The following is a 16,708-nucleotide window of genomic DNA, read 5'->3' on the forward strand; positions in this document are numbered from 1 at the left end:
AGATGCGGCCGCGCCCAATGATCACGCTCTACACGTACTGGCGGTCGTCCGCGTCGCATCGCGTCCGCATCGCGCTCGGCTACAAGGGACTCGCCTACGAGCCCGTGTTCGTGAACCTGCTCCAGGGCGAGCAGCGGCGCGAGGAGTACAAGAAGACGAACCCGATGGGGCACCTCCCGTGCCTCGTCATCGACGGCGTGAAGTACGTCGAGTCGACCGCGATCCTCGAGCTCCTCGAGGAGCTCCACCCCACGCCGCCGCTCTATCCGAAGGAGCCGGGGGACCGCGCGCGCGTGCGGGCGCTGATGCAGCTCGTGAACTCCGGCATCCAGCCGCTCCAGAACCTCGTCGTGCTCGACCGCATCGGCGACGACAAGGACAAGCGCCTCGATTGGCTCCGCCACTGGATCACGCGCGGCCTCGCGGCGTGGGAACAGCTCGCCGCGAGCTACCGGAGCGAGGGCTTCGTGAAGGAGGGCGCGTTCGCGTACGGCGCAGAGCTCACCGCCGCCGACGCCCTCCTCATCCCGCAGCTCTACGCCGCGCGGCGCTTCGGCGTCGAGCTCGACGCCTACCCCACGATCCTCCGCGTCGACGAGGCGACGAAGGACCTTCCCTTCGTGAAGGCCGCCTACCCGGATGCGCAGCCGGACGCGAATCCGTAAGAGCCTGCTCGTCCTCGCGCTCGCCGCCCTCGGCTCGAGCCGCGAGGCCGCCGCAGCGCCGCTGAAGACGTGGGGCGCCGATCCGCCCGCGCCCCCCGAAAACGGCGAGACCCCGGCCGACGTCGCGCCTCCTCCTCCTCCTCCTCCTCCGCCGACGCCCGATCGCGCCGACGACCTCGCGCCGCCGATCGCGCGCGCCGATCGACCGGTCGGGCCCGGCGGCCTCCGCTACGTCCTCGAGGGCGTCGAGGTCCGCGGCAACACGACGACGCTCGCGCGCGTCATCCTCCGCTACGTCCCGTTCCAGCGCGGCGCGGTGCTCGACGTCGACGACAAGGAGCTCGTCCTCACCCGCTTCCGCCTCCTCGGCACCGGCTTCTTCCGCGACGTGCAGCTCTCGCTCCGGCGCGGGACGAAGCGCGGGTACGTCGTGCTCGTCGTCGACGTCGTCGAGCGCAACACGATCCTCGTCAACGACCTGTGGCTCGGCCTCTCCGCCGACGCGGAGCCCGACGGCCGCGCGCGCCCGCTCACCGCGTTCGGCGGCATCGACGTCTCGGAGCAGAACCTCGCCGGCACCGGCGTCGCGCTCGGCGGCGCGATCGCGATGGCGGAGCGGCAGCTCGCGCTCCGCACCCGCGTGAGCGATCCGTCGTTCTTGCGCTCGTCGTGGCTCGCGGAGGCGCAGCTCCTCTTCAACAACGCGAAGGACTTCTTCGGCAACCGCGACGTCCTCGTCGACGTCCCCTCGGGGACGACGCCGCAGGACTACGCGCTCGCCAGCTACCGCCGCTTCGGCGGCCTCGTCGGGTTCGGGCACGAGCTCGGCCGCGCGACGCGCGGCTTCCTCGACTATCGGCTCGAGAAGATCGACGCGCAGCTCCCCGCCGCCGCGAGCCACAAGCGCGGCCGCGACATCGAGCCGATCGATTTCGACCTCGCGCGCGGCTCCACGATCCTCTCCACCATCGGCGCGACGATCGTGCACGACACGCGCGACGAGCCGTTCCTCCCCACGCGCGGGTGGCACGTGCTCGGTCACGTCGAGACGTCGCTCACGCCGCTCGGCAGCGATTACCCGTACACCAAGCTCGTCCTTCGCGCGTCGCGTTGGATTCCTCTCCCCTGGGAGCACGTCATACGGATCGAAGGGATCTTCGGATCGGTGTTCGGCGACGCTCCGCTGTTCGAGAAGTTCTACGTCGGCGACTACACCGATCTGCGGCCCCACCGCGCGCTCGACCTCGCCTTCGATCGCCGCGCGGCCCCGAACTTCTTCGGCACCACCATCGCCGAGGTCCGCTACGGCGACTACGCGGCGCGCCTCACCGGCGAGTACCGCGTCCCGATCTACCGCGGCCGCAAGACGATCTACGGGGTCGACGTCTTCGGCGGCGCGGGCTTCTACGCCGTCGCGAACAAGCGCGACCTCATCGATCACGCGCGCGGCTACAGCGGGATCCAGACGATCCCGTTCGACTTCACGTTCAACCTCGGCCTTCGCGCCGACACCGCCATCGGCGGCCTCGCGCTCGGCATCGCGAACTACCTCGGCTTCATCCCCATCCGATCGGGGACACAATGAAGCTCGCGCGCCGCGTCTTCGCCGCCGTGATGCTCTTCGCGCTCTCCGCGCGCGCGGACGACGATCCGCCGAAGCAGGAGGCGCTCCCGCAGCGGCAGGCGAACTTCGTCTGGGACAAGAACGAGAAGACGAAGCAGGTCCTGCTCAAGGCGAGCTTCTCGTACCGCGACGTGATCGACAAAGGCCTCGCCGCCAAGCTCGCGAGCGGCCTCCCGACCGTCATCGCGATGCGCGCCTACGTCCTCCGCGAAGGCGACGCGAACCCGATCGCCCTCGCGGGCCGCACCTGCCGCGTCTCGTACGACCTCTGGGAAGAGGTCTATCGGCTCAAGGTCGCGACCGCCGGCGGCGAGCGCGACCTCGCCGCGGTCAACCTGGAGGGCGTCCTCCGGCAATGTGCCGAAGCCCGCGACCTCCCCGTCGCCGACAAGACCCTCCTCACCGTGAACAAGCCGCACTTCCTCGGCGTCATCGTCGAGGTCAATCCGATCAGCCCGCAGATGCTCGCGCAGATGCGGCAGTGGGTTTCGAGGCCCGCCGGCTCCACCGGAATCGGCCCTGGTGACGCGCTCTTCGGCTCGTTCGTCGGCCTCTTCGTCCGGCAGATCGGCACCGCCGACAAGACGCTGCGGTTCCGGACGCAGAGCGTCACGCCGGCGCCGTGAGATTTTTCACGTCACTCTTTGCCCTCGTCGGCCGACGAGCAGCACATGGTTCGCCGTGTCCTCGCTCTCTGCGCCGTCCTCTCCCTCCTCGTCACGTCGCACGCCGCCGGCGCCCCGGCGCCGAAGAAGGTCACCCGGGTCCTGATCCAGAAGAAGGCCCACACGATGAAGCTCCTCGCCGCCGACGGCACGGAGGTGCAGAGCTACACGGTCGCGATCGGACCGGGCGGGTTGGGGCCGAAGCGGCAGGAGGGCGACATGACGACGCCGGTCGGCCGCTACCACGTCACGACGCGGCAGCCGTCGAAGTACAAGATCTTCCTCGGCATCGACTACCCCACCGCGGCGGACTGGAAGCGGTTCAACGCGCTGAAGGCGAGCGGCGAGCTCCCGAAGGAGGCGACGATCGGCGGCGCCATCGGCATCCACGGCCCGCCCGTCTCGGTCCCCGACGTCCTCAAGCCCGCGGTGAAGCTCCGCGACTGGACCGCCGGCTGCATCGCCGTGAACGACGACGAGATCACGGAGGTCGCGAGCCTCGTGAAGGACGGCACCGTCGTCGACATCGAAGATTGACGGACGTGATAGGAAGGGGCGATGGTGCGTCGCTCCTGGTTCCTTGCCGTCTTGGGCGTGAGCGTGCTGGTCGTCGCGGCGTGCATCGAGGACAAGGACGCGCCGAGCGCGCCGGCGACGTCGATTGCGGTGCGCAGACGACGCAGCCCGGGGCGTGCTCGATCTCGCTCGAAGACTGGTGCTTTCAGAGCGACGAGCCCGGGGTCGCGCCGAAGTGTTATCCCGCCGGCAACGCGCACCCGACCTGCGCGCAGAAGGGGCTCATGGCGTGTTTGCCGGGCGGCAAGCGCTGCGATCCCGGGCGTCCGTGCTGCTACACCGGCATCGTTCGCACGACCGGATCGGCGTGCGCGCGCAGGCTCGAGCCCGCGTCGACGTACTGCGATTACGCGGAGACGGATCCGAGCTACGTCGAGGTCCAGGAGCGGCTCGGCGGCAGGCCTTGCATCGATCCGACCGTCGCGGGACCGAAGAAGGGGATCCTCTGCGAGAACGACGCCGAGTGCGCGAAGTACGACGCGGGCCGGTGCCTCAGCGCCGAGATGCCCGCGCCCGCCGGCGTCGTCTTCGGCATCTGCGAAGACTACGATCCCTGAGCGAGCCCCAGCCCCGCGAGCACCTTGCGCGTGTCGCCGCGCGAGGCGCCGATCCACGTCGCGGCCTCCGCCTCCTCGAGCGCTTCGGCGGCGACGAGGCGCGCCACGACGTCGGCGCGGATCGCGCGTGGGCCGACGACGGGGAAGCCGATCGCGACGTACGCCGCGCGCTCGAAGCCGCGGCTCGGCGCGAACGAGACCGCGCCGCCGCTCGGTGGGACGAGCCCCTTGCCCGCCCCGAACCACGCCGCCGCGAGGGCGACGCGCGCCGCGACCGCGGCCGGCGCGAGGCCGCTCGCGACGTAGACGACGCCGCGCGCGAAGACGACGCCGGCGGCCTCGAGCGAGGCGCGGCTCTCCGCGTCGAGCATCGCGAGGACGTCGGCGACGTCGGGCTCGAGCGCGGTGCCGAGGCCCTGTTCGAGGCGATGCACGAAGCCGCGGAGCGGCGCCGGCGCGGACTTCGTCGCGAGATCGCCGACGCCGCCGAGGAGCTCGGCGACGAGGTCGCGCGTGAACGCGAGGAGGCGCCGCTGGAGCCGGCTCTTCGCCCCCGCCCCGAGGTCCTCCGTCGCGAGCCGCACCGCAGGCACCGCGATCGAGCTGCCGCGCGCGACGCGGCCGACCGCGCGGTTGGTTGCAGAGTGCATGATCTGGCCGTCCGCCTGGAGCGCGAGGTTCGCGTGCGCGGCGGCGATGACGTCCTCGACCCACGCCGGCGAGCCGGGGAGGGAAGGGCGGTCGGAGGCGCCGGCCGCGACCGAGGAGCGGAGCGCGGCGAGCTTCGCGAACGGATGCGACGGATCGGGCGCCGGCGTGAGGTAGACGTCGTCGACGCTCGATCGTGACGACGCACGCTGCGGCGATCGCGGCGGCGCGTGCTTCTTCTTCGCGTCGACGAAGCGCGCGACGAGGCGCTCGTGGAGCGCGTCGCTGAGGCGGTCCTCGAGCTGGCGCGTGCGCGCCTCCCACGCCTCCGCCGCGTCGAGCCACGTCGCGCGGTTCGCGACGTAGGTCCACACGCGCACGCTCGCGATGCGCGCGACGAGCTCCTCGACGTCGCCGGCGGGGCGCTCGAGCTCCCGCACCTGCCGCTCGATCCACTCGTCGCGGAGGCGGCCGCGATCGGCGAGCTCGACGAAGAGCGACTCGAGGAAGTCGGCGTGGACCTCGAGCATCAGCTTCCGGAAGTCCGGCACCGTGCAGACGTCCCACAAGAGGCGGACGCCGTCGCCGCGGGCGCGCGCCCGGACCGCGTCGCGATCGGCGAGCAGCGCGAGGAGCCGCGCGTCCTCCGCGGCCGACGCGTGGCGCAGGATCGGACGCGCGGGCGGCTCGGCGAGCGACGCGCGGAGCGCCGCCACCGACGAGAAATCGAGGTCGTCGGAGCGCCACTGCACGCGGCGCACCGGCGCGAAGCCGTGCGTCTCGATCGCGTGCGTGACGCCGTCCGGCAGGCCGAGCGGCGTCACGGTGCCGAACGTGCCGTCGTGGATCCAGCGCCCCGCGCGCCCCGCGATCTGGCCGAGCTCGGCCTCGTCGAGGTCGCGCACGTCCTTGCCGTCGAACTTGCGCGTCGCCGCGAAGGCGACGTGCTCGACGCCGAGGTTGAGGCCCATCCCGATCGCGTCGGTCGCGACGAGGCAGTCGACCTCGCCCGCCTGGAACATCGCGACCTGCGCGTTGCGCGTGCGCGGGGAGAGCGCGCCGAGGACGATCGCCGCGCCGCCGCGCCGCTTCCGCAGGCGATCGGCGAGCTCGTAGACGTGCGGCGTCGAGAAGGCGACGACCGCGCTCCGCGGCGGGAGGCGCGCGAGCGGCGTCGCGCCGGCGAAGCGGAGCGACGACAGCCGCGGATGCTCGACCTGCTTCGCCGCCGGCGTGAGCTCGCGGAGCACGCCGCGCATCGTCGCCGCGCCGAGGAACCACGTCTCCTGCGTCCCGCGCGCGGAGAGGAGGCGAGACGTGAACACGTGCCCGCGCTGCGCGTGCGCGGCGAGCTGCACCTCGTCGACGGCGAGGAAGTCGACGTCGCGATGGACCGGCATCGCCTCCGTCGTCGCGATCCAGTACGAGGGACGGCGCGGCACGCGCTGCTCCTCCCCCGTGACGAGCGCGACCCTCGACTCGCCGACGCGCGCGGTGACCTTGTCGTAGACCTCGCGCGCGAGGAGCCGCAGCGGCAGGCCGATCATGCCGGTGGGGTGCTCGAGCATGCGCTCGATCGCGTGGTGCGTCTTGCCGGTGTTGGTCGGACCGAGCAACGCCGTGATGCCGGCGGTCATCGTCGGCACCGACTATAGTCGCGAGAGGAACGTGCTGCCCGACGTCGTGACCGAAAAGCTGGACGCCCTGCCGGTGCAGTCGGGCGTCTACCTCTTCAAGGACAAGAAGGGCGCCGTCGTCTACGTCGGGAAGGCGAAGTCGCTGCGGAGCCGCGTCCGCAGCTACTTCCAGGACGGGAACACCGACAACCGGTACTTCATCCCGCTCTTGCAGCGCGCGGTCGGCGACCTCGAGACGATCGTGACCGGCTCCGAGAAGGAGGCCGCGATCCTCGAGAACAACCTCATCAAGGAGCACCGGCCGCGCTGGAACGTCAAGCTCCGCGACGACAAGGACTACATCTCGCTGAAGCTCGATCCGAAGGACGAGTGGGCGCGGCTCTGGGTCGTGCGGCGGCCGAGCTTCAGCCCGAAGGAGACCGCGCGTTACTTCGGGCCCTACCACTCCGCGACCGCGGCGCGGCGCACGCTCCACCTCGTCAACAAGCACTTCCAGCTCCGGACGTGCACCGACACCGAGATGCGCGCGCGGAAGCGCCCCTGCCTCCAGCACCAGATCAAGCGCTGCCCCGCGCCGTGCGTGCTCGAGGTCGATCGCTCTTGGTACGACGAGCAGGTCCGCGCGGTCGCGATGTTCCTCGACGGGCGGCACGACGAGCTGTCGCGCGAGCTCGATCAACGCATGACCGACGCCGCGCGCGCGATGCGCTTCGAGCTCGCCGCGGTCTATCGCGATCAGCTCGCCGCGATCGAGAAGGTGCGCGAGGAGCAGCGCGTCGTCAGCGTCGACGACGTCGATCGCGACGTGCTCGGCCTCCATCGCGAAGGGGACCTCGTCGAGCTCGCGCTCCTCCACATCCGCCACGGCCGCCTCGCTGACCTCTGCACCTTCTCGATCAAGAACGCGGAGGTGCCGAACGAGGAGGTCGTCGCCGCGTTCCTCGCGCAGCACTACGCCGCCTCCGAAGTCGCCGACGAGGGGAACCTCGGCTCGATCGACGCCGCCACGCGCGCGGCCCGCCGGTCGCGGCGGATGCCGGATCAGGCGGGCGCCGCGCCCGCGGCCGACATCGCGCTGCCGATCCCGGACGAGATCATCGTGCCGGTGCTCCCCGACGCCGCGACCGGCACCGCGGAGTGGCTCAGCGAGCGCGCGAAGCACAAGGTCGCGCTTCTCCAGCCGCAGCGCGGGCCGCGCGTCGATCTCCTCCGCCTCGCGAACGAGAACGCGGCCCACGCGTTCAACGAGAAGCGGCGCGCGTCGGACGACGTGCAGGAGCGGCTCACGCAGCTGAAGGAGCGCCTCCGCCTCCCGACGGTGCCGCGCCGCATCGAGTGTTGCGACATCTCGCATCTCGCGGGCAAGGACACCGTCGGCGCGGTCGTCGCGATGCTCGACGGCGAGCCGGACAAGAAGCGGTACCGCACCTTCACCGTGAAGGGGGGCGCGGGGGCGGAGGGAGCGTCGAAGGCGGTCGACGGCGCGCCGACGCCGGGCAGCGTCGAGGAGGACATCGACGGCATGCCGGTGCACGTCGCCGGCGACGACTACCGCGCGATGTACGAGGTCCTCGCGCGCCGCTTCCGCCGCGGCTTGAAGAAACAAGAGGAGGGGGAGGGCGCGGAGCAGGAGTGGGACCTGCCCGATCTCTTCGTCGTCGACGGCGGACGCGGGCAGCTCGCGGTCGCCCTCGCGGCGGCGCGCGACCTCGGGCTCCACGAGCTGCCGATCGTCGCGCTCGCGAAGGAGAAGGAGAGCGTGATGGGCGACACGCTCGTCGATCGCGTCTACTTGCCCGGGCAGAAGAACCCGATCCCGCTGAAGAGCCACTCCGCGTCGATGTTCTTCCTCGCGCGCGCGCGCGACGAGGCGCACCGCTTCTCGAACCGCGCGCGCGAACGCCTCGGGAAGAAGAAGCGGATGCGCTCGGCGCTCGACGACGTCGCCGGCATCGGCCCGCGAACGAAGCAGGCGCTCCTCATGCACCTCGGCAGCCTCAAGGCGATCAAGGCCGCGACCGACGACGCGATCCTCGCCGTCCCCGGCGTGACGCGCCGCCATCTGAAAGCGCTCCGCGACGCGTTTCCGTTCGCACAAAATTGAGCCGTCGCGAGCGCGCGCGGCGACGAACGTGCGATGAACAAATCGCTCGTGCTGCTCGCGCTCGGCGTCCTCGGGATCGGCTGTCTCTCGCGTCCGGTCGGCGACGTCGCGCCGACGACGAAGGTCGCCTTCACGAACGACCAGACGCAGCTCGCGGTCGACAAGGTCGACCTCCTCTTCGCGATCGACAACTCCGCGTCGATGGGGGATAAGCAAGCGATCCTGAAGGAGGCGGTCCCGAACCTGATCGAGGGCCTCCTCGAGCCGCCGTGCATCGACGAGGAGACGCGGACCCCGATCGACGCGAAGGCCTCGCCGTTCGGCAACCGCGAAGACCGCTACCGCTGCCCGGAGGGGAGCGAGCCGCTCTTCAAGCCGGTGACGGACATGCACATCGGCATCATCTCGTCGTCGCTCGGCAACATGGGCGGCAACGTCTGCCGGACCGACGCCGCCTCCAAGCGCACGAACGACGGCGGCAAGCTGGTCAACATCGACGGCAGGGGCGGCGGCAAGGACCCGAAGGCGACGCTCGACTTCCTCGCGTGGTACCCGCCGAACGACGAGAACAAGGACAAGCGGCGTCACCCCACGCCCGAGGGCGGCGGGGTCCAGTCGCTCGAGGAGCTCGCCGCGAGCTTCCAGAACATGGTCGTCGGCGTCGACCAGAACGGCTGCGGGCTCGAGGCGCAGCTCGAGAGCGTGTACCGCTTCCTCGTCCAGCCCGATCCCTGGGTCGCGATCCCGGATCCGAACGGCGGGCAAGCGTCGCTCGGCGACGGGATCGACTTCGAGCTCCTCGAGCAGCGCGCGAAGTTCCTGCGACCGGACTCGCTCGTCGCGGTCGTGATGCTCACGGACGAGGACGACTCGTCCGCCGACCCGCTCGCGCTGAACGGCTTCGGCTGGGCGTTCATGTCGCGGGACTTCCCCAACTCCAGCGTGAAGCGCGGCGAGCTCGGGCTCGGGTCGACCGCGCCGCGCGGCACGTCCGTCTGCGCGTCCGAGCCCGGCAGCCCGGACTGCACGTCGTGCGCGTTCGGCGCGGACTGCGATCCGACCACGGAGGCCTGCCAGAAGATCCGGCAGGACCCGAGCTGCACGGAGTCGCCGGTGCCGGGCAAGGACGGCCTCGGCTTCGACGGCTTCTTCGCGCCGGCGGACGACGACGTCAACGTGCGCTTCCATCGGATGAAGCAGCGCTACGGCGTCGACCCGCAGTACCCGATCCGTCGCTACGTCGACGGCTTCACGAAGCCGCGCGTCCCCGATCGCGCGACCGAGCACCCCGAGACGACGCGCCCGGACGGACGCCGCGACATCGCGGAGTACGCCGGCACGCCGAAGTGCACGAACCCGCTCTTCGCCGCGAAGCTGCCGCAGCAGGAGGGCGACGAGACGTGCGATCTCCCGAAGGGCTCGCGGAGCCCCGACCTCGTCTTCTTCGCGGTGGTCGGCGGCGTCCCGAACGGGCTCCTGCAGGGAGCGGCGAAGAACAACCGCCTCACCGACGCCGACTGGGTGAAGATCCTCGGCAAGAACCCGGACGCGTACGACGACACCGGTATCGACGAGCACATGCTCCAGTCGGTGGGAGCGCGCGCGGGTCTCCGTCGCGCGGGCGATCCCGACGCGCCGCGGAGCGTGCACGGCTCCGACGAGGTCCACGGCCGCGAGTGGAACACGAACAAGCGGGACCTCCAGTACGCGTGCACGTTCGACCTGGTGGAGGAGCGCGACTGCTCGTCGACGGTGGAGTCGTGCGACTGCAACGACGACGCGAAGGGGCAGCCCTCGAGCAACGCGCCGCTCTGCAAGAACGACGGCTCGCCGACGCAGGTGAAGGCGAAGGCGTACCCGTCGATCCGTCCGTTCCGCGTCGTGCGCGCCCTCGGCGAGCGCGGGATCGCCGCGTCGCTCTGCCCGCTCCAGCTCACCGACAAGGACGCGCCGACGTACGGCTACAAGCCGGCGGTGGCGGCGATCGTCGATCGGCTCTCGCAGGTGCTCATCACGCAGTGCCTCCCGCAGGCGCTCCGTACCGAGACGGAGCGCGCGATGGAGGAGCCGCCGCCGGTGCCGTGCCTCGTGCTCGCGCAGCTCGATCCCTCGGTGGGCCAGACCTGCGCGGGGCTCGGCCTCGAGGCGCCGGCGGAGGAGGTCCTCCGCGTCTTCCGCGAGCAGCAAGCGAAGGAGAACGGCATCGAGGACGACCGCGAGGTCTGCCAGCTGAAGCAGAAGGTCGTGCGCGCCGGCGAGACCTGCGCGAAGGACGGCTCGCTCGAGTGGTGCTACGTCGAGAAGGCCCCGGGGCAGCGGTCTCCGGCGGGGACGTGCCCGCAAGCCTTGATCTTCGCCGACGGCACCGCGGCGCTGACCAACGCCCGCTTCACGCTCCAGTGCATCAATCAATTCTCGGAGGGAGAGGCCGCCAACGGTGCCAACTAGAGTGGCAACTTTGTTGGCTTGTGGACGCGGGGCGCGCGGGTCAAACGCGTTGTTTTCATGGCGGCATGTTCCGTGTATCGTCGGAGGCGCCTCGGGCTTTGGGCTCGGTGGCTAGGAGACTCTCTGATGAAGTCGATGAGCTTCGGCAGGACCTTCACGGCGTTTGCGGCCGTCGCGACCATGCTCGCCACGGGCTGCCTTGCTCGGCCCGTCGGCCAGCAGCCCCCGACCACGAAGGTCAACTTCACCTCGACCGTGTCGCAGCAGGCCGTCGACAAGGTCGACCTCCTCATCGCGATCGACAACTCGGCGTCGATGGGTGACAAGCAGGAGATCCTCAAGGACGCCGTCCCGAACCTCATTCAGGGCCTGCTCCAGCCGCCGTGCGTCGATCGCGAGACGCGCATCCCGCTCGACAGCGGCGAGAAGGCCGATCCGTCCGGCAACAAGGACGACAACTACGGGTGCCCGCAGCCGAACAGCGAGCCCGACTTCAAGCCGGTCGGCGACATGCACATCGGCATCGTCTCCTCGTCGCTCGGCAACTTCGGCGGCGACGTCTGCCCGCCCGACCGCCGGCGCACGAACGACGGCGGCAAGCTCGTCAACATCAACGGCAAGGACGGCCAGAAGAACCCGCTCGCGCCGCTCGACTTCCTCGCCTGGTACCCGCAGAACGAGGAGAACGAGGACAAGAAGCGTCACCCCGAGCCCGAGGGCGGCGGCTTCCAGACGATCGGCGCGGCCGATCAGATCGACCAGGGCGGCATCACGCCGAACTTCCAGAACCTCGTCATCGGCGTCGATCAGACGGGCTGCGGTCTCGAGGCCCAGCTCGAGAGCGTGTACCGCTTCCTCATCCAGCCGGATCCGTGGGACGTCGTCCGCCTCGACAACTTCCAGCAAGCGGACCTCGGCGAGGGCATCGACCTCGACGTCCTGAAGCAGCGCGCGGACTTCCTCCGCCCCGACTCGCTCGTCGCGATCATCATGCTCACGGACGAGGACGACTCGTCGGCCGACCCGCTCGCGGTCGGCGGCTTCGGCTACGCGTTCATGGCGCGCTCGTTCCCCGGCTCGAAGGTGAACCGCGGCACGTCCGCGCAGGGCACCACCGCGCCGCGCGGCACCTCCAAGTGCGAGACCGATCCGGCGCATGCCGAGTGCACCTCGTGCGGCTTCGCCTCGAGCTGCGACCCGAACTCGGAGTCCTGCCAGAAGATCAAGCAGGACGTGAACTGCACGTCGTCGCCGATCCAGGGTCAGAGCGGCCCGGGCTTCGACGGCTTCTACGGGCCGACGGACGACGACCTCAACGTCCGCTTCCACCGCATGAAGGAGCGCTTCGGCGTCGACCCGCAGTACCCGCTCAAGCGCTACGTCGACGGCTTCACGAAGTTCCGCGTCCCGGATCGCACCGGCGAGCACACGATCAGGGAGGGCGCGAACGGCCAGCGCCTCATCTCGGACTACGTCGGCACGCCGAAGTGCACGAACCCGCTCTTCGCCTCGAAGCTCCCCTCGGAGTCGGGTGACGAGATCTGCCTCCTCGGGCGCAGCACGCGCTCGCCGGACCTCATCTTCTTCGCGGTCGTCGGCGGCGTCCCGAACAAGCTCCTCCACTTCGACTCGTCCGGCACGCCGGAGGCCTCCGAGAGGAACCGCATCTCGAACGACGACTGGGTGAAGATCCTCGGCCGCGATCCGGCGAACTTCGACTACGAGGGCATCGACCCGCACATGGTCCAGTCCGTCGCGCCGCGCGAGGACCTCCTCGGCGCCGGCAGCGCGACGTCGGCGCGCGGTCAGAACGGCACCGACCCGGTCCACGGCCGCGAGTGGAACACGGCGAAGAAGGACCTCCAGTACGCGTGCACGTTCGACCTGACCACGGAGCGCAGCTGCGCGACGGGCACCGAGTCGTGCGACTGCACCGACGACCAGTCGAACCCGGCCGCGTCCCCGAACCCGCCGCTCTGCGCGACGGACGGCTCGGCGACGCAGATCAAGGCGAAGGCGTACCCGACCATCCGCGAGTTCCAGGTCGTCCGCGCGCTCGGCGACCAGGGCATCATCGCGTCGCTCTGCCCGATCCAGCTCGATCCGCAGCGCAAGAACGATCCCGACTACGGCTACAACCCCGCCGTCGCGGCGATCATCGACCGCCTCAAGAACGCGCTCACGCAGCAGTGCCTCCCGCAGAAGCTCCGCTCGGCGGAGGAGTCGGCGACGGGCACGGGGCTCCCGGTGCCCTGCCTCGTCCTCGTCCAGCTGAGCCCGGACAGCGGTCAATCGTGCTCCAGCCTCGGCCTCAAGGTGCCGGACGACGCGATCCTCAAGGTCTTCAAGGAGCAGCAGAAGGCCGAGTCCGGCAACACCTCGGCCGAGGGCGCGATCGACCTCTCGACCCTCGAGACGTGTGAGCTGACGCAGAAGGCCGTGCCCCCGGGCGAGACCTGCGCGAACGACAGCACGCTCGAGTGGTGTTACGTCGAGAAGGCCGCCGGCACGACGAAGAACCCGGCGGGTCGCTGCCCGCAGGCGCTCATCTTCGCGTCCGGTACGTCGATCCTCGCCGGTGCGCGCTTCAGCCTCCAGTGCATCCAGCAGTTCGGCGCGAACGAAGCCTCCGGCGACACGCCGCAGGGCAGCAGCAGCGGCGGCGAACAGCAGACCCAGTCGCGGAAGCACTGATCCGCACGGACGACGTTGACGAAGAAGACGATCCTCATCGTCGAGGACGAGCCCCACATCGTGATGGGGCTCCGCGACGCGCTCGAGTTCGAGGGCTTCGCGGTCATCTCGGCCGGCAAGGGAAAGGACGGCGTCCAGCTCGCCCGCGCGGAGAGCCCGGACGCCCTCATCCTCGACCTCATGCTGCCGGACATCAACGGCTACGCGGTCTGCGAAGAGGTGCGCCGCTTCAGCCCGTTCGTGCCGATCATCATGCTGACGGCGCGCTCGCAGGAGACGGACAAGATCCGCGGGCTCGACGCGGGGGCGGACGACTACGTGACGAAGCCGTTCAGCGTGAACGAGCTCATCGCGCGCGTGCGCGCCATCTTCCGCCGCGCGTCGCGCTCGGCCGCGTCGTCGCCGGAGATCGTCGAGGTCGGCGGCGCGCAGGTGAACTTCTCGACCCACTCGCTGAAGGCGCTCGGGCAGGAGCACGCGCTCTCGTTCTACGAGGTCGAGCTCCTGCGCCTCCTCGTCGAGCGCATCGGCCAGCCGGTGAGCCGCGACGAGATCCTCCAGAAGATCTGGGGCCTCGACGCGTCCCCGACGAACCGCACCGTCGACAACTTCATCGTGAAGCTACGAAAGAAGATCGAGAAGGTGCCAGACAAGCCCGCCCACATCCTCACGGTCTACGGCTACGGCTACAAGCTCGTCTCCACCGCCGCGAACGCGGATTAGCGCCGGCAAGGACGTAGCCGTCGTCAGACCCGCGGTAGATGCTGTCGAGCAGATCGCGTCGGCCGAGGAGCCTTGCGCGCGCCGCCTGCGGCTTTGTCGTCCGACATGACGAATGCGAGTGTAACCCAGCGCCATCGTCCCAGCACGCCACCGAGGACTCGTGGCGGAGGTCACGACCGTGACCGGACCGATCCTTCGGGCGGCTGCGAGACCGTGAGGCAGGCACGAGGTAGGCGCGTAAGCGCGCATTGGCCTTCGATATGCACGGTGTATGATCCGATGCTCCCGGTGAGGCGGTCCACCTGGCTTCGGCGCGCGGTATGGGGAGCGTTGGCGCTCTTCGTGCCTGGGTGCGCGCTCGTCGTCGGGATCCAGGACCTCGGCGTGGCGGAGAGCAAGGACTCGGAGCCGCCGCCTCCGCCGCCCCCGCCCGAGGCCGGGCCGCTCGAGCCGCGTGACGCCGCTGTGTTCGATCAGTACGTGCCGCCGGATGTCGACGCGGGCTGCACGCTGAAGAGCAAGGGGCCGCTCGTCCCGTCGACGAGCCGCGACACCGGCAACGGCATGGGCTGGAACTTCCCCGAGCGGGGGAGGAAGGCGGACGGCGAGCCGACGTACATCCTCGCGATCCACGGGACGACCTCGAAGCGCATCCTCTTCGGCGGCTTCCAGGTCGGGCTCGCGCCCACCGACAAGGTGAAGGGGATCGTCTTCGAGCAGGTCGCCCGCGCGAACGAGCCGCTCGTCTACTTCGACGTCTCGGTGCAGCTCACGCTGCCGGGAGAGGGGCCCGCGGGCGACGATCGACCGCGGTCCGATCCGTACCCCGTCGACTTCGACAACCGCGTGTTCGGCGGGCCGACCGACCTCTGGGGGCTGGACGCGAAGGTCACCCCCGCCGCGCTCAACTCGCTCGAGTTCGGGGTGTCCTTCGTCATCCGGCGAAAGGACACGTTCAAGTTCGACTCGGCGATGGGGATCGACGGTCTCCAGATGACCGTCTACTACTGCGAATAGTCAGTCGCGCGCGTGCAGACCATGCTTCTTCAGCAGCGTGCGCAGGTAGTGGCGCTCGATCCCCGCGAGGCTCGCGGCGGTCGTGAGGTTGCCGCCGGTCTTCGTCATGAGCCGCATCAGGTAGTCGCGCTCGAAGTCGTCGACCGCGGTGCGCTTCGCGCCCTTGAACTCCAGCACCTCGCCCTCGGCGTCGGGCGCGGCCGTCTCGACCGCGTGCGCGCTGCGCTGGAGCAGGCGCTCGAACGCGAGGTCGTGCGGGCGGATGACGGGACCCTCCGCCATGTACGCCGCGCGCTCGATGACGTTCTTGAGCTCGCGCACGTTGCCGGGGAAGTCGCGCTGCGCGAGCTCGGAGAGCGCCTCGCGCGAGAGCGAGCGCGCGACGGCGGCGTTGCGCGGGAGGCGGCGGAGGAACGACGCGGCGAGGAGCTCGATGTCCTCGCGCCGCTCGGAGAGGGCGGGCAGCTTCACGCGCGTCTGCGCGAGGCGGAAGTAGAGGTCGTCGCGGAACATCCCCTGGTTGACCATGCGCCGGAGGTCGCGCCACGTCGCGGAGACGACGCGCACCGAGATCGGGCGCGGGCGGACCTCGCCGACGCGCATGACCTCGGATTTCTCGAGGACGCGGAGGAGCTTCGGCTGCAGGTCGAGCGGGAGCTCGCCGATCTCGTCGAGGAAGATCGTGCCGCCGTTCGCGCTCTCGAAGATGCCGGTGCGCGTCTCGGTCGCGCCGGTGAAGGCGCCGGCGGCGTGGCCGAAGAGCACCGACTCGGCGAGGCTCGCCGGCAGCGCCGCGCAGTCGAGGACGACGAACGGCCTCCCGGCGCGGGCGCTCTCGTCGTGGAGCGCGCGCGCGACGAGCTCCTTGCCGCTCCCGGTCGGGCCCTCGACGAAGACGGCGAGCTCGGTCGGCGCGAGCTTGGCGAGGAGGCCGAAGAGCTCGCGCATCGCCGGGCTCCGGCCGATGAGGTCGCGGAACGAGTCCTGCGTCGACGGCACCGCCTGGTCGACGGAGGCGTCGACGCGCATCGCGCTCTCGCCGAGCTGCACGGTGGAGCCGCGCGCGACGACGGCGTGGAGCACGCGCGCGCCTTCGTAGTACGTGCCGTTGTAGCTCCCGAGGTCGCGGAGCTCGATCCCCTCCGGATGGGCGGAGACCTCGACGTGGAACTCGGAGACGGTCGGATCCCCGAGCGTGAGGTCGGCGACGCGCGAGCGGCCGACGGTGACCTTTCGCCCCTCGATGCTCGCGCCGCGCGCCTTCCCCGCGACGACGACGACGCGGACCGCGCCGATCCCGGTTTGGGGTTTGATGATCGTCTTCGTGCTAAATTCGCTCATAGCTTCGAA

The 16,708-nt window shown here is 70.4% G+C and carries 12 protein-coding genes; 10 read left to right on the forward strand and 2 right to left on the reverse strand.

The window, feature by feature from the left end:
- The first annotated feature begins 17 nt into the window (after positions 1-17).
- The 5 genes from maiA (at position 18) to KF837_06060 (ending at position 4,087) form a co-directional block, all read left to right on the forward strand.
- Entirely contained in the window at positions 18-665 is a 648-nt protein-coding gene (gene maiA, locus KF837_06040) for a maleylacetoacetate isomerase (GenBank protein ID MBX3226850.1), read from the forward strand.
- Positions 640-2,250: a BamA/TamA family outer membrane protein gene (locus KF837_06045; GenBank protein ID MBX3226851.1), complete on the forward strand. Its 1,611-nt coding sequence runs from the start codon at positions 640-642 to the stop codon at positions 2,248-2,250. Before maiA ends, KF837_06045 begins: the two co-directional genes overlap by 26 nt.
- Positions 2,247-2,915, forward strand: a complete 669-nt coding sequence (locus KF837_06050) for a hypothetical protein (protein ID MBX3226852.1) — start codon at positions 2,247-2,249, stop codon at positions 2,913-2,915. The genes KF837_06045 and KF837_06050 overlap by 4 nt, the downstream gene beginning before the upstream one ends.
- 45 nt (positions 2,916-2,960) lie before the next feature.
- Positions 2,961-3,491: a L,D-transpeptidase family protein gene (locus tag KF837_06055; protein MBX3226853.1), complete on the forward strand. Its 531-nt coding sequence runs from the start codon at positions 2,961-2,963 to the stop codon at positions 3,489-3,491.
- A gap of 80 nt (positions 3,492-3,571) precedes the next feature.
- Positions 3,572-4,087 carry a hypothetical protein gene (locus KF837_06060; protein MBX3226854.1) on the forward strand — a complete coding sequence of 172 codons (516 nt, stop codon included), beginning with the start codon at positions 3,572-3,574 and terminating at the stop codon, positions 4,085-4,087.
- Here the strand turns inward: KF837_06060 and KF837_06065 are convergent.
- The gene (locus KF837_06065; GenBank protein ID MBX3226855.1) at positions 4,075-6,372 is read right to left on the reverse strand and encodes a helicase; all 2,298 of its coding nucleotides are present in this window, start codon (positions 6,370-6,372) and stop codon (positions 4,075-4,077) included. The two genes, KF837_06060 and KF837_06065, sit on opposite strands and share 13 nt — an antisense overlap.
- Here KF837_06065 and uvrC point away from each other — a divergent pair.
- The 5 genes from uvrC to KF837_06090 all read left to right on the forward strand — a co-directional run bounded on the left by uvrC (position 6,359) and on the right by KF837_06090 (position 15,358).
- Positions 6,359-8,476, forward strand: a complete 2,118-nt coding sequence (gene uvrC / locus KF837_06070; protein MBX3226856.1) for an excinuclease ABC subunit UvrC — start codon at positions 6,359-6,361, stop codon at positions 8,474-8,476. The two genes, KF837_06065 and uvrC, sit on opposite strands and share 14 nt — an antisense overlap.
- A 33-nt stretch (positions 8,477-8,509) precedes the next feature.
- Positions 8,510-10,924: a hypothetical protein gene (locus KF837_06075; GenBank protein ID MBX3226857.1), complete on the forward strand. Its 2,415-nt coding sequence runs from the start codon at positions 8,510-8,512 to the stop codon at positions 10,922-10,924.
- A 126-nt stretch (positions 10,925-11,050) separates the two neighbouring features.
- Complete coding sequence (locus tag KF837_06080; protein MBX3226858.1) at positions 11,051-13,618, forward strand: hypothetical protein; 2,568 nt, start codon at positions 11,051-11,053, stop codon at positions 13,616-13,618.
- Between the two features lie 63 nt (positions 13,619-13,681).
- Positions 13,682-14,341, forward strand: a complete 660-nt coding sequence (locus tag KF837_06085) for a response regulator transcription factor (protein MBX3226859.1) — start codon at positions 13,682-13,684, stop codon at positions 14,339-14,341.
- Positions 14,342-14,671: 330 nt separating this feature from the next.
- A complete protein-coding gene (locus KF837_06090; GenBank protein MBX3226860.1) occupies positions 14,672-15,358 on the forward strand; it encodes a hypothetical protein in 687 nt (228 codons plus the stop codon).
- Here KF837_06090 and KF837_06095 read toward each other — a convergent pair whose 3' ends face one another.
- Positions 15,359-16,699, reverse strand: coding sequence for a sigma 54-interacting transcriptional regulator (locus KF837_06095; protein MBX3226861.1), 1,341 nt, complete (start codon positions 16,697-16,699; stop codon positions 15,359-15,361). It abuts the gene before it with no gap.
- Positions 16,700-16,708: the final 9 nt, after the last annotated feature.

The organism is Labilithrix sp., assembly GCA_019637155.1.
GTDB lineage: Bacteria > Myxococcota_A > Polyangia > Polyangiales > Polyangiaceae > Labilithrix.

Coding starts and splice junctions, on each gene's coding strand:
- maiA (MBX3226850.1), top strand. CDS start 18: ATGATCACGCTCTACACGTACTGGCGGTCGTCCGCGTCGCATCGCGTC.
- KF837_06045 (MBX3226851.1), top strand. CDS start 640: ATGCGCAGCCGGACGCGAATCCGTAAGAGCCTGCTCGTCCTCGCGCTC.
- KF837_06050 (MBX3226852.1), top strand. CDS start 2,247: ATGAAGCTCGCGCGCCGCGTCTTCGCCGCCGTGATGCTCTTCGCGCTC.
- KF837_06055 (MBX3226853.1), top strand. CDS start 2,961: ATGGTTCGCCGTGTCCTCGCTCTCTGCGCCGTCCTCTCCCTCCTCGTC.
- uvrC (MBX3226856.1), top strand. CDS start 6,359: ATGCCGGCGGTCATCGTCGGCACCGACTATAGTCGCGAGAGGAACGTG.
- KF837_06065 (MBX3226855.1), bottom strand. CDS start 6,372: ATGACCGCCGGCATCACGGCGTTGCTCGGTCCGACCAACACCGGCAAG.
- KF837_06075 (MBX3226857.1), top strand. CDS start 8,510: ATGAACAAATCGCTCGTGCTGCTCGCGCTCGGCGTCCTCGGGATCGGC.
- KF837_06080 (MBX3226858.1), top strand. CDS start 11,051: ATGAAGTCGATGAGCTTCGGCAGGACCTTCACGGCGTTTGCGGCCGTC.
- KF837_06085 (MBX3226859.1), top strand. CDS start 13,682: ATGGGGCTCCGCGACGCGCTCGAGTTCGAGGGCTTCGCGGTCATCTCG.
- KF837_06095 (MBX3226861.1), bottom strand. CDS start 16,699: ATGAGCGAATTTAGCACGAAGACGATCATCAAACCCCAAACCGGGATC.